Annotated in this window: 12 protein-coding genes; 8 read left to right on the top strand and 4 right to left on the bottom strand. The window is 76.1% G+C overall.

Translation table 11 applies throughout. The features are described 5' to 3' along the window. Nucleotides 1-334: 334 nt before the first annotated feature. Entirely contained in the window at nucleotides 335-1,090 is a 756-nt protein-coding gene (locus tag SNE206_RS02315; protein ID WP_407911607.1) for a helix-turn-helix domain-containing protein, read from the top strand. A gap of 72 nt (nucleotides 1,091-1,162) precedes the next feature. On the opposite strand, the gene SNE206_RS02310 is transcribed toward SNE206_RS02315, so the two are convergent. The 3 genes from SNE206_RS02310 to SNE206_RS02300 are packed head-to-tail and all read right to left on the bottom strand — an operon-like array spanning nucleotide 1,163 to nucleotide 4,105. Next, a complete protein-coding gene (locus SNE206_RS02310; protein ID WP_407911619.1) occupies nucleotides 1,163-2,158 on the bottom strand; it encodes a hypothetical protein in 996 nt (331 codons plus the stop codon). 37 nt (nucleotides 2,159-2,195) lie between these two features. Next, nucleotides 2,196-3,143: a carbohydrate kinase family protein gene (locus SNE206_RS02305; protein WP_407911606.1), complete on the bottom strand. Its 948-nt coding sequence runs from the start codon at nucleotides 3,141-3,143 to the stop codon at nucleotides 2,196-2,198. Continuing rightward, nucleotides 3,140-4,105: a pseudouridine-5'-phosphate glycosidase gene (locus SNE206_RS02300; RefSeq protein WP_407911605.1), complete on the bottom strand. Its 966-nt coding sequence runs from the start codon at nucleotides 4,103-4,105 to the stop codon at nucleotides 3,140-3,142. Before SNE206_RS02300 ends, SNE206_RS02305 begins: the two co-directional genes overlap by 4 nt. 177 nt (nucleotides 4,106-4,282) lie before the next feature. Between SNE206_RS02300 and SNE206_RS02295 the strand changes: the two genes are divergently transcribed. The 5 genes from SNE206_RS02295 (at nucleotide 4,283) to SNE206_RS02275 (ending at nucleotide 9,660) form a co-directional block, all read left to right on the top strand. Next, complete coding sequence (locus tag SNE206_RS02295; RefSeq protein ID WP_407911604.1) at nucleotides 4,283-4,693, top strand: gamma-glutamylcyclotransferase family protein; 411 nt, start codon at nucleotides 4,283-4,285, stop codon at nucleotides 4,691-4,693. A 400-nt stretch (nucleotides 4,694-5,093) separates the two neighbouring features. Beyond that, nucleotides 5,094-6,059, top strand: coding sequence for a polysaccharide deacetylase family protein (locus SNE206_RS02290; RefSeq protein ID WP_407911603.1), 966 nt, complete (start codon nucleotides 5,094-5,096; stop codon nucleotides 6,057-6,059). Between the two features lie 29 nt (nucleotides 6,060-6,088). Next, nucleotides 6,089-7,225: a GNAT family N-acetyltransferase gene (locus SNE206_RS02285; RefSeq protein WP_407911602.1), complete on the top strand. Its 1,137-nt coding sequence runs from the start codon at nucleotides 6,089-6,091 to the stop codon at nucleotides 7,223-7,225. A 342-nt stretch (nucleotides 7,226-7,567) separates the two neighbouring features. Next, a complete protein-coding gene (locus SNE206_RS02280) occupies nucleotides 7,568-8,959 on the top strand; it encodes an ABC transporter substrate-binding protein (RefSeq protein WP_407911601.1) in 1,392 nt (463 codons plus the stop codon). 158 nt (nucleotides 8,960-9,117) lie between these two features. Beyond that, nucleotides 9,118-9,660: a hypothetical protein gene (locus tag SNE206_RS02275; RefSeq protein WP_407911600.1), complete on the top strand. Its 543-nt coding sequence runs from the start codon at nucleotides 9,118-9,120 to the stop codon at nucleotides 9,658-9,660. Between the two features lie 114 nt (nucleotides 9,661-9,774). Here SNE206_RS02275 and SNE206_RS02270 read toward each other — a convergent pair whose 3' ends face one another. Next, the gene (locus SNE206_RS02270; RefSeq protein WP_407911599.1) at nucleotides 9,775-10,314 is read right to left on the bottom strand and encodes a MarR family winged helix-turn-helix transcriptional regulator; all 540 of its coding nucleotides are present in this window, start codon (nucleotides 10,312-10,314) and stop codon (nucleotides 9,775-9,777) included. Between the two features lie 265 nt (nucleotides 10,315-10,579). Here SNE206_RS02270 and SNE206_RS02265 point away from each other — a divergent pair, with 265 nt between their 5' ends. After that, nucleotides 10,580-11,743 carry a multidrug effflux MFS transporter gene (locus SNE206_RS02265; protein WP_407911618.1) on the top strand — a complete coding sequence of 388 codons (1,164 nt, stop codon included), beginning with the start codon at nucleotides 10,580-10,582 and terminating at the stop codon, nucleotides 11,741-11,743. A gap of 98 nt (nucleotides 11,744-11,841) precedes the next feature. Further along, nucleotides 11,842-12,279, top strand: a complete 438-nt coding sequence (locus SNE206_RS02260) for an SRPBCC family protein (protein ID WP_407911598.1) — start codon at nucleotides 11,842-11,844, stop codon at nucleotides 12,277-12,279. Nucleotides 12,280-12,293 lie beyond the last annotated feature (14 nt).

The raw sequence follows: 12,293 nt of genomic DNA, 5'->3' as shown, positions 1-12,293 counted from the left end.
GGGAGGATCTCGACGGTGGTGTCGGTGCGGTCGGCGGCGATGAGCCGGATGCGTCCGGCGGGGATGTCCAGGACGGCGGTGATCGGGGTGGGGGTGTCGAACTTCTGCATGGTGTGCTCCTCGGTCCATTGTTTCTGACATCGCAAACGCTACGTTGCGTTCGAGGATCCATCAAGGCACTTGTTGCGCTCAATCGTTGTCATTGCAGCTCAAGGCCACATAATCGTTGCAATGGAAACGCATCTAATGCAACGTCAGCCACTCGCTCGTTGCAATGGGTGAAAAGTGAACGCTATGCTGGGGACATCAGCAGGAAGCACGGAGGGAGATCGCGGTGCCGGGAGGCAGACTCACCCAGCAGGAACGCCAGCAGATCGCGTCGGGGCTGGCCGACAGCCTCGCCTACGCGGAGATCGCCAGGCGCCTCGACCGCCCCACGTCGACGATCACGCGCGAGGTGATGCGGAACGGCGGCCCCACCGCCTACCGCGCCGACCTGGCCCACCGCGCCACCGAACGCCGCACCCACCAGCGCAGGCAGGCGGTGCCCCGCGGGCCGGAGGCGCCCGCGCAGGCCCACGGACGCGACGCCGAGGCGGTGCGCGAGTACGAGGAGACGTTCACGACGCTCCTCATGCAGCAGGGCCTGCCCAAGATGACGTCCCGGGTGCTGACCTGCCTCTTCACCACCGACGCGGGCAGCCTCACCGCGCCCGAACTCGTCGAGCGCCTCCAGGTCAGCCCGGCGTCCGTCTCCAAGGCGATCACGTTCCTGGAGGGCCAGGGCCTCGTCCGCCGCACGCGCGACGAACGCCGACGCGAGCGCTACGCCGTCGACGACGACGTCTGGTACCAGTCGATGGTCGCCGCCGCCCGGTCCAACTTCCAACTCGCCGAGACCGCACGGCAGGGCGTCCGCGTCCTCGGCGCCGACACCCCGGCCGCCACCCGGCTGGAGAACATCGCCCGCTTCGTCGACTTCGTCGGCGAGAGCATCATCCGCGCCTCGGAACAGGCCCGCGAGATCCTCTACACGAAGCCCGATGCGACCCCCGGCGGCACGGCCGAGCCGTCTCCGGACCACGGGTAGCCCGCCGGCGGAACCCGACGGACCAGGACATGACGGATCGCCAGGACCTGGCGGACGGTCAGGACGGCCCGGTCAGGAGGACTTGCGGCGCCCCTTCCGCAGGCTCGCCAGGCCGAGCACGACGGCCACGGCGATCAGTGCGGCCAGCGCGTGGCCGCCGCCGTCCCCGCCGTCCCCGGCGGGGGCCGCCGCGCCCCCGGCGGGGGCGGCCCCGGCCTGCCCGGAGGCCGCGGCCGGGGCGGACGGTGCCGGGTCGGCGGCCAGCGCCAGCCGCCAGACGTCGCTGCGCGCGCCCTCGCTGCCGTAGAGCACCGCCGTGCCGTCCGCGGAGAACGTCACCGACTCGCCCTGCCGCTGGAACGGCACGTCCAGGTCGCGGAGCCGCTTCGGGCCGCCGCCCTCCCAGGCGTACAGGTCGGCCGAGAAGTAGCCGCGCAGCACGAGCCGGCCGCCGTCCGGGGAGAACGCGCCGTCGGTCACCCATGGCACGTCGGCGATCCGCCGGAAGGTGTTGACACCGGAGGGCGAGAGCACCTCCGGGCCCTGGTAGAGGCCGCCGCCGGACTGCTTCTTGCTGGCGATGTACGCCCGCCCGGTGACGGGGTGCACCATGAGCGCCTCGGCGTCGCGCGGGCCGTCCTCGTAGCGGACCTTGTAGCGGACGGCGGTGACCTTCTGGTCGCGGAGCTCGGCCGGCTCGGGGAAGGCGTAGATCCACACCTCGGGCCAGGTGCCGTCGAGGTTGTCGCCGATGTCGCCGACGTAGAGGCGGCCGTCGGGGCCGAGCGAGATCGCCTCGACGTCCCGCGGGTCGATGCCGCGCAGGGTGACGGTGGCGACCGTCCGGCCCTCCCCGTCGACGGCGTAGACGTACGGGCCGTCGTCGCTGTCGTTGTGCGTCCAGTACACGCCGGGATGCGCGCGGCTGGCGGCGATGCCGCTCGACTCGGTGATGCGCTTGTCCTGGAGGGTGAACGCCCGCTCCGGCCGCTCGGACGCGGCGGCCGGCAGGGCGGCCGGGCCGAGCAGGGTCAGCAGCGCGGCGGTGGCGGCCGTGCCGCCGCGCATCCGCCGCAGGGTCCTCGTCGCTCGCTCCACCGGCCGATCATCGCACGGCGGCACGGCCGTTCGGCACGGGACCGCCGGGCCGGCCGCCGCCCGCGGCCGGGGGCCGGGCCCCGACCTGCACGACCGCCGCCGCCCCGGCCCGGCAGCCGGCGCGTGCCGCCTCGACGAGGTCGGCCCCCGCCAGCCGGGCGGCGAGCAGGGCGCCGGTGAAGGCGTCGCCGGCGCCCGTCGAGTCGACGGCGGCGACCCCGGCGACGGCCGGTACGTGCGCGAGGACGCGGCCGCCGACGGCGACCAGCGCCCCCTCCGCGCCGAGCGTGACGACGGCCTCGCCGTGGACGGCGCTCAGCCGGGCGGCGGCGACGGCCGGGTCGGCGGCGCCGGCGAGCAGGGCGGCCTCGGCGCCGTTGGGCAGCAGCAGGCCGACGCCGTCGAGAGCCGCGCGGACGGCCGCGGGCCCGGCCCGCCGGACGAACCCGGCGGACGCCGGGTCGGCGCTGACCGGCACACCCGCCGCCCGGGCGGCCGGGACGGCCAGGGCGGCGAGCCGGCGCCCTGGGCCGCTCAGCAGCTGGTAGCCGGAGAGGTGCAGTCGGGCCGCGCCCGCCAGCAGCGTGCCGTCCCAGTCCTCCGGGCCCAGCCGGACGGCCGCCCCGCCGTCGGTGACGAGGGTGCGCTCGGCGCGCTCGTCGACGAGGCAGATCACCACGGCGGTGGGCGCCTCCGGGTCGACGGCCAGGTGCGGGGTGACGCCGGCGGCGCGCAGTTGCGCGGCGTGCCAGTCGGCGGAGTCGGCGCCGGCGCGGGCGAGCAGATGCACCCGTGCCCCGCCGGCGGCGGCCCAGGCCGCGGCGTTCGCCCCGGCGCCGCCGGGCCGCAGGGCGATCCGGGCGGCGGTGTCGGTGTGCGGGTCGAGCGGGCCCTCGTGCAGGGCGACGACGTCGGTGACGACCTCGCCGACGACGAGCAGGGCGCCCGGCGTCATCCCTGCGGCTCCGGCCCGTCGGGGGCCGCCCAGTGCCGGGCGATCGCGGCGCCGAGGCGGACGTTGCCGCGGACGGCCGCCAGGTTGGCCTCCAGGGACGCGCCACCGGTGTGCTCGGTGAGGTGCGCGAGCAGGAACGGCGTGATGGCCTGTCCGCTGACGCCCGCCGCCTCGGCCGCGGCGAGGGCCTCGGCGAGCACCCGGTCGTGCAGGGCGGGGTCGAGCTGCTCGGCGGGCGGCACCGGGTTGGCGACGACCAGCGCGGAGTCGAGGCCGCCGAGGGCGTCCTGGGCGCGCATGACCGCGGCGACGGCGGCCGGACCGTCGAGCGTCCAGTCGACGGGCCGGCCGGAACCGGTCAGGTAGAAGCCGGGGAACTCGGCGGTGCGGTGACCGAGCACGGCGACGCCGAGGGTCTCCAGCCGCTCCAGGGTGGCAGGCACGTCGAGGATCGACTTGACGCCCGCGCAGACGACGGTGATCCGGGTGCGGGCGAGCAGGCCGAGGTCGGCCGACTCGTCCTGGGCCGCCGCCCAGTCGCGGTGGACACCGCCGAGCCCGCCGGTCGCGAAGACGCGGATTCCGGCCCGGGCCGCGAGGAAGGCCGTGCCGGAGACGGTCGTGGCGCCGCTCGCGCGGGTGGCGACGGCGGGGGCGAGGTCGCGGAAGCCGAGTTTGCGCAGCGTGTCGTCGGAGGCGATGCGCTCGATGCCGTCCTTGTCGAGGCCGACGTGCGGCACGCCGTCGAGCACCGCGACGGTCGCCGGGACGGCACCGCCGGCCCGGACGAGGTCCTCCAGCTCACGGGCGACGGCGAGGTTGCGCGGCCGGGGCAGCCCGTGGGCGATGATCGTCGACTCCAGGGCGACGACGGGGGTGCCGTCGGCGAGCGCCCGGCGGACCTCCTCGGAGAGGCGCAGGACGCCCGGTGCGGCGGCGGGCGGGGGTGAGGGTCGGTTCATGTCCCGTACCTGGCGTCGGCGGGCGGATTTCAAACCTGCCGGCCCGCCGACCCGCCCACGTGGCCGTACGCGTGTTCGACGAGGCGTGGGCGTCCGGCAGCGCCCACGCGGGGTGCGCCGACCGCGGCCCGCCGAGCCGGTACGGTCGTGCGACCCGCTTCCCGAGGAGTGCCGCCCGTGCCGCCGCAGTTGCCCTTCTTCGTCTACGGGACGCTCCGCCCCGGCGGCCGCAACCACGCCCGCCACCTGGCCGGCCGGTGCACGGGCACCCTTGCGGCCACCCTGGAGGACACCGCACTGCACCGGGGGCCCGGCTACCCGTACGCGCTGCCCGACACCGGGCGGGAGGTGCGCGGCGAGGTGCTCACGGTGCATCCTGCGCTGTACGGGCAGGTGCTGGCCGACCTCGACCGGCTGGAGGACTGCACGGCGGACGGCACGGGCGAGTACGTGCGCGAGCGGCTGCCGGTACGGCTGGACGACGGCTCCGCCACGGACGCCTGGGTCTACCTCGCGGGGCCCCGGGTCGCGGCCCGGCTGCGCGCCGTACCCGACCTCGTCGCCTCGGGGGACTGGCACCGGCGCTGAACCCCGGCCGTCCGGCACGAGACCGCCGGGCAGCTGTCGCGGCCCCCGGACAGGACAGTCCCCGGCGTCCGGTGGCGTCGTCCGTCCGCCGGGGCCGTCGCCCTCGTGCGTACGTCGCGTCCCGGCCCGCCGGGGGCCTGGCCAGAGCCTGGATCAGGGTTGTTCGGACGGTCGGCGGACGTCTCCGGCGACGGTTCAGCTCTGTCCGGTATTCCGGTGTATGAACCAGTTTCCTCCGATTTCCGGCCAGGTCAAGACCCTGCCGAATCATCCCAAAGGCAGCCCGGGGAAAGGTCAAGCGGTGGTAAAGTCACTCTCCGTTGACGCCGCGTCAGCCGTGCCCTCGGACCGGCGGCCCGGCCGCCCGCAACGGCGCGGGGGTGACACGAAGGGGGGCGGCGTGCCCGACGACCACGCCGCCGGGGGCGGCAGCGGCACGGCCCCGGCGGACACCCGCAGGAACCGCATCGACACCCTGCTCCGCCACTCACCGCTGCAACCCGCCTTCCGGGCCGTCGCCGCCGGCCGCCTCGCCGTCCTCGCCTACCACGGCATCGACGACCCGCGGAGCTTCGCCGCCCAGATGGCCCGACTCGCCCGCACCGCACGGCCGGTGACACTCGGCCGGGTCGAGCAGGCCCTCGCCGAAGGACGTCCGCTGCCGCCCCGGAGCGTGCTGGTCACCTTCGACGACGGCGACCGCTCCCTGCTCACCGACGGCCTGCCCGCCCTCACCCGGCACCGCATCCCGGCCGTCGCCTACGTGCTGGCCGGACTCGTCGGCGGCGACCGGCCCTTCTGGTGGTCCGAGGCGGCCTTCCTCGCCGCGCACGGCGGCACCGCCGCCGGCCTCGCCCCCGGCCGCGGCCCCGACGACGCCGTCCGCCGGCTCAAGCAGCTGCCCGACGCCGAACGCCGCACCCGCCTCGACGAACTGCGCCGTACCGCACGCACCCAGGCGCCCCGGACACCCCAGCTCGACCCGGCCGACCTGCACACCCTGCGCGAGGCGGGAGTGGCCGTCGGCAACCACACCCTCGACCACCCCTGCCTGGACCGCTGCACCCCCGACGCCGCCCGCCACCAGATCGAGGAGGCGCACACCCGCCTCAGCGGCTGGCTGGGCGAGCCACCGGCCTCCTTCGCCTACCCGAACGGCAACCTCGACGCACGCGCCGAGCCCACCCTCACCCGGCTCGGCTACCGCACCGCGTTCCTCTTCGACCACCGGCACGACCGGCGACTGCCCCGGAGCGCCCTCCGGATCAGCCGGCTCCGGGTGAACTCCCACACGTCCCTGCACAGGTTCGACACCATCATGTCGGGGCTGCATCCCGCCGTGCACCGGCTGCGCGGCGGACGGTGACCGACCGGCCCCGGGAGGGGAACCACACCATGGCCGCGCCGCACCCGACCGCCCAGCCCGCCCGCACCGGCACCCGTACCGGCACCGGCAGCGGGCCGGTGCTCCACCACTCCCCCGCCGACCTCGGCACCGAACTCCTCGACGGCTGGCGGCAGCTGGTCGCCACCGACCCGGACGGCTCGTGGTTCGCCACCCCCGAATGGGTGCTGGCGTGGTGGGAGACGCTCGGCCCGCAGGCCGACGGCACGGCCGCGCAGGCCGAAATCGCCGTCTGGCACGGCCCGCAGGGGCAGGTGGAGGCGGTCGTGCCGCTGCTGCGCACCCGGCTCCGGCTGCACCCGCGCCTGCCGTTCACCGTCCGCTGCCTCACCCTGCTCGGCAGCGGGCCGGGGGCCGCCGACCACTGCGCCCCGGCCGCCGCCGTCCACCGCCGCGACGACGTCCGGGCCTGGCTCGCCGAGCGCGGCCGCCGCACCACCCTGTGGCTCCCCGGCCTCGACCCCTCGGCCACCGCCGTCCTCCCGGAGGGCACCCGCCGGGTCACCGGGACGGCCTGCCCGCGCACCGACCTCACCGGCGGTCAGGACGCCCAGGGGTCACGGCAGTTCAGGTCGACCGTGCGCCGCTACCGGCGCAAGCTCGGAGCCGCGGGCGTCACCTTCCGGTGGGTGCCGCCCGCCGGGGCCGCCGTCGAGCACCTGGACGCCGTCCTCGACCTGCACGGACGCCGCCGTACCGCCCTGGGCCTGTCCACCACCTTCGACCGGCACCGCCGACCGCTCCACGTACGGCTGCTGGAGCGGTCGGCCGCGGTCACGGGCCCCGACGGCGACGGCCCGGCCTTCCTCCTCGCCGAGCACGAGGGCGACACCGTCGGCGCCCTGTACGGCTTCCGCCGGGGCGGGACCTTCGCCTACTACCAGATCGGCTGGGATCCGGCCTGGGCCCCGCTGCGCCTGGGCACCGTGGTCATCGCCGAGGCCGTCCGCACCTGCGCCGAACAGGGCCTGCACACCTTCGACTTCCTGCGCGGCACCGAGCCGTACAAGTACCGCTTCGGCGCCGTCGACCGCTGGGACGGGACGCACCTGCTGCCACGGGGGGCCGGCGGTGCGCTGCTCACCCTCAAGCACCGCCTCAAGGAGCGGGGCGTCCCGGCCGGGTAGGCGGGCCGCCCGGCGTTTCGTGACCCGAGCCCCGCGGCGCCGGACACCGGCCCGGAGGGTGCGCGGCCGCGAAGGGTGTGCGGCCGGGTCGACCGGCGGGCCTGCAGCTTTCCGTCGAACGCCGCGCCGCCGGGCTTCACCGCCGCCCCCGGAGGCCGCCCGGAAGCCGCCGGGAAGCCGCCGGGAGGCCGCCCGAAGGCGCTCCGGGATCCGGTGCGCGGCGTCCGGGCCCGACTCGACCCCTTGACAGGCGCGGGATCGCACACGCAAGGTCTGGGAGCGCTCCCATCAGCAGGGATCGCCCACCCCACCCACTGTCAGCAAACGAACGAGGCACCGTACATGCCAGGCACCAGACGCAGCGCGCCATCCTCCCCGGCCGACCCCGGCCACGACCGCCCCGCCGCGGCCTCCCGAGCCCCCCGGGGCCGGACCCGCCGGAGGCTCCGGCTCGGCGCGGGGCTGGGCGGCGCGCTGCTCGCCCTCACCGCCTGCTCCAGCGGCGGACCCGCACCGCAGAGCTCGCAGCTCCAGCAGACCACCACGCTGCGCGTCGGCACCTTCGGCAGCTTCGGCTACCGCGAGGCCGGCCTGTTCGCCGAGTACATGGACCTGCACCCCGAGATCGTCATCAACGAGGTCGCCACCCAGGACGGCAAGGAGTACTGGGACGACCTCACCGCCAAGCTCAACGGCACCAGCAGCGGCACGGTGGCCGACATCCAGGCCGTCGAGGTCGGCTACATCGCCGAGGCCACCGGGCCGCTGGCCGACAAGTTCCTCGACCTGAAGCACGCCACCGGCGTCGACGCCTCGTCCTGGCTGCCCTGGAAGTCCGCGCAGGCCACGACCGCCGACGGCGCGCTGATCGGCCTCGGCACCGACACCGGGCCGATGGCGGTCTGCTACCGCAAGGACCTCTTCGAGAAGGCCGGGCTGCCGACCGACCGCGACGCCGTGGGCCGCCTCTGGGCCGGCGACTGGTCGAAGTACCTCGACGTCGGCCGCCAGTACAAGGCGCACGCCCCGGCGAAGACCCGCTTCACCGACTCCGCCGGCGGGCTCTTCAGCGCCGTCCTCGCCGGCGAGCCCGAGCAGCTCTCGGACGCCGCCGGCAACCTCGCCTACAAGGACAGCCCCGGCGTCGGCAAGGCCTGGGACCTCGCCGTGTCCGCGGCCCGATCCGGCCTCACCGGCGGGCTGAAGCAGTTCACCGCGGACTGGAACGAGGCGCTCTACCTCTCCAGCTTCGCCACCATCGTCTGCCCCTCGTGGATGACCGGCGTCATCTCCAAGTACGCGGGCGAGCGCGGCGAGGGCCTGTGGGACATCGCCCGGGCGCCGGTCGCCGGCAACTGGGGCGGGGCGTTCCTGACCGTGCCGAAGAACTCCTCGCACCCCGAGCAGGCCGCCGCCCTGGCCGCCTGGCTCACCGCCCCCGAGCAGCAGGCGAAGGTCTTCACCAAGACCGGCAACCTGCCCTCGACCGGCGCCGGGCTCGGGCTGCCCGCCGTCCAGAACGCGACCAGCGCGTACTTCAACAACGCGCCGACCGGCCGGATCTACGCCGACGCCGCGCGCACCATCCGCCCGGCCCCGATCGGTCGGCTGGACGGTGCGGTGAAGGCCGTCATCACCGACACCGCGCTGCTCGACGTGGAGAAGCACGGAACCGACCCGCGGAAGGCCTGGAACGCGGCGGTCAAGACGATCGGGGAGACGACCGGCGGCTGACCCGCCTCGGTCTCCGGACCGTGGGAGCGCTCCCGCGACCGGCGTCCCAGTGCCGTGCCGCCACCCCGGCGGCGCGGCACCGGGCGGCGCGCACCCGCCCCCGCGGGACGTTGCCCCGCGGCAGCATCCCGTGTCACCCGGACGTCGTTGGTACCGGTATGAGCACTTGTCTTCCGTCCGCACACGGCGGCACCCCGGCCGGCCCCGCCCTCCCGCAGCAGCCACCGGGGCCGGACCGGTCCCCGGACCACGGCCGCGCCCACACGCCCCCGCCGCCGGGCGCGGGCCACCTGCCGGAGCCCGGCCATGCTCCGGCCCACCCCCCGGCCCACGTTCCGGGCCACACACCGGCCCACACACCGACCCGCCCGCCGGGCCCCGACAGCTCCTCGGGACTCGGCCGTCCGCTCGGCCCGGTCACCCCGCCCGGCACGCCGCAGCGCCCCGGCCCGGCCCGGCACCCCGAGGCGCACCTGCCCCACGGCCCCCAGCAGACCCAGAGCTGGGCCTCCAGCGCGGCGGAGCAGGCCTCCGACGTCCTCAGCGGCCTGCGGACGGTGGAGGTGCCCCTCGCGGCGCTCCAGGCCGCCCTGCTGATCCTCACCGAGCTCGTCGCCCGGCCGCACGAGACCACCGGCATGCGCGAGGCGGCCCGCGAGATCTGCGGGGTCTTCGCGGGGCTGACCGACCACACGGCCTGACCCCGACCCCCGGGCCGGGCCCCGCGGGCCCGGCCCAGCAGCACACGCCCAGCAGCACACGCCCAGCAGCACACGCCCGGGAGTACGCGTCCGGGAGTGCGCAGGGCGCGCCGGTCAGTCCTGCGGGGCCTCGACGATCGCCGCGAGCGCGGCGAACAGGCCGGGCCGGCCGGCCTCCGCCACCGGGTCGAGGAAGAGCCGGCCGACGATCCGGGCGTGCACCACGGCGGCGGCGCGGAACGCCTCGGCGCCGTGCGCCGTCACCTGCACGAGGGTGGCCCGCCGGTCGGCGGCGGACGGCACGCGGCGCACGAGCCCGGCGTCCTCCATCCGGTCGACGAGCCGGGTGGTGCCGCCGCTGGTGAGGGTGAGTCCTTCGGCGAGTTCGCGCTGCAGCACCGCCGCGCCGTTCGCCCGGGCGAGCATGAGCAGCACCTCGAACATCGTGTGGCTGAGGCCGCACTCGGCGCGCATCGCGGTGTCCAGGGCCCGGTCGAGCCGGGCGGCGGCGCGCAGCAGCAGGCCCAGACCGTGCAGGGCGGGGCCGCGGGAGGCGTCGTCGAACGCGGCGGTCAGGGCCTCGGACGCCGCGCGGTCCGCCGACGCCTGCCGGTCGGCGGCCGCAAGGCCGTGCTGCGTCGGTGCGGTCTCCATGGCGCGGGATTCTACCGACCGGTCGGGCGATGTGACTGAATCTTCAATTGCTGAGCAGTCAGCAATTGACCTAGGCTGGGCCGACCCGAGCGACGGAAGAGGCCGGATGACCACCGCACGCACCCCCCGGCAGAGCGTTCCTGCGCAGGGCGCTCCCGCACAGAGCGTCCCCGCGTAGCCCGCCGCCCCCGCGGACCCGGCCGCTGCAGCACGCCGAGCCGGTGCGGCGGGCCCGGCCGGGGGCGCCGCGGGCCCCGGCCACCGTCTGCGGCTGATCCTCGTACTGGGCGCCCTCTCCGCCTTCGGTCCGCTCTCCCTCGACATGTACCTCCCGGCCTTCCCCGCCCTCGCCGGCGACCTCGGGGTGCGGGAGGCCGACGTCCAGCTCACCCTGACCGCCTGCCTGCTCGGCCTCGCGCTCGGCCAGCTCGTCGCGGGCCCGCTGAGCGACAGCCGCGGGCGCCGCACCCCGCTGCTGATCGGCCTCGGCTGCTACGCCGCCGCCTCCCTCGCCTGCGCGTTCGCACCGAACGCGGAGGCACTGACCGGGCTGCGGTTCGTCCAGGGGCTGGCGGGCGCGGCGGGCATCGTCATCAGCCGGGCCGTCGTCCGCGACCTCTACGACGGCGTCGAGGCGGCCCGCTTCTTCTCGCTGCTCATGCTGGTGAACGGCCTCGCGCCGATCCTCGCGCCGGTGGTCGGCGGGCAGCTGCTGCGCTTCGCCGACTGGCGGGCGGTCTTCGCGGTGCTCGCGGTGATCGGCGTCCTGCTGCTGGCCGCGGCCGCGTTCGGCCTTCCCGAGTCGCTGCCCGCCGCGCGCCGCACCCGCGGCGGGCTCGGCCGGGTGGTGCGCAGCTTCGACGGCCTGCTCCGCGACCGCACGTTCATGGGCCACGCGCTCGCGGCGGGCGCCGCCTTCGCGGCGATGTTCGCCTACATCTCCGGGTCGTCGTTCGTGCTGCAGCAGGTGTACGGGCTGGACGCCCAGGAGTTCAGCCTGGTCTTCGGGGCCAACGCGCTGGGCCTGGTGCTGCTCGGCCGCCTCAACGCGCGCCTGCTGCGCGGCCGGGCGCCGGGGGCGATGCTGCGCGGCGGCCTGGCGATGTCCGCGGTGGGCGGGGCGGGCATCCTGCTGGCGGTGGCGGCCGGGCTCGGGCTGTGGGCCGTGTGCGGGTCGCTGTTCCTGGTGGTCTCGGCGATGGGGCTGATCCTGCCGAACTCCACCGCGCTGGCCCTTGCCGGGCAGGCCCGGGCGGGCACCGCTTCGGCGCTGCTCGGGCTGCTGCAGTTCGCGCTCGGCGGGCTGGCGGCGCCGCTGGTCGGGCTCGGCAGGGCGGGTTCGGCGCTGCCGATGGCCGTGGTGATCGCCGGTTTCGCGGCGGCGGCCGTGCTGGTGCACGCGGTGTGGCTGCCGCGGGCCGCGGCCTGACGGCCGGCCGCCGCCCCGGGGGCTCCGGCCGCGTGTCTTTGCGCCGTCCGCGCGGGCGCGGCAGGCTGGGTGCGAGGGGCGAGAAGGCGAGGAGAGCCGTGAGCACGCTGGAGGAGCAGATCGAGGTCGGCGCACCGGCCGACGAGGCGTGGCGGCAGTTGCACCGGATCACCGACTATCCGCGCTTCGTGGACGGTGTGCTCCACGCCTCCGCCCGCGGCGGCCACCGGGCCCATCTGGACGTCGCCGTGGACGGCGGGCACCGCGAGTTCGACGCGTTCATCACCGACCGCGGCCGCAACCGGGTGATGACCTGGCAGACCCTCGACGAGCCGCACCTGCGCGGCACCGTCGCGCTGCGCGCCCTCGACGACGACCGCACGCAGGTGCAGGTCAGGATCGAGTACGAGCCCTCGGAGGTCGAGGAGCTGTTCGGCGCGCCGCCGCGGGGGTTCGCGCAGGCGAGCGCGGTCGAGCGCACGGTGCGGGCCGACCTGGAGCACTTCCGCGACCTGGTCGAGCAGCACCCGGCCTGAGAGCCGGGGCGACC

Source organism: Kitasatospora sp. NE20-6, assembly GCF_045862635.1.
Note: the sequence above shows the minus strand (reverse complement) of the source record. Positions and strands in the feature narration are given on the sequence as shown.

Coding starts and splice junctions, on each gene's coding strand:
- SNE206_RS02280 (WP_407911601.1), top strand. CDS start 7,568: ATGCCAGGCACCAGACGCAGCGCGCCATCCTCCCCGGCCGACCCCGGC.
- SNE206_RS02275 (WP_407911600.1), top strand. CDS start 9,118: ATGAGCACTTGTCTTCCGTCCGCACACGGCGGCACCCCGGCCGGCCCC.
- SNE206_RS02305 (WP_407911606.1), bottom strand. CDS start 3,143: ATGACGCCGGGCGCCCTGCTCGTCGTCGGCGAGGTCGTCACCGACGTC.
- SNE206_RS02285 (WP_407911602.1), top strand. CDS start 6,089: ATGGCCGCGCCGCACCCGACCGCCCAGCCCGCCCGCACCGGCACCCGT.
- SNE206_RS02300 (WP_407911605.1), bottom strand. CDS start 4,105: ATGAACCGACCCTCACCCCCGCCCGCCGCCGCACCGGGCGTCCTGCGC.
- SNE206_RS02310 (WP_407911619.1), bottom strand. CDS start 2,158: ATGCGCGGCGGCACGGCCGCCACCGCCGCGCTGCTGACCCTGCTCGGC.
- SNE206_RS02270 (WP_407911599.1), bottom strand. CDS start 10,314: ATGGAGACCGCACCGACGCAGCACGGCCTTGCGGCCGCCGACCGGCAG.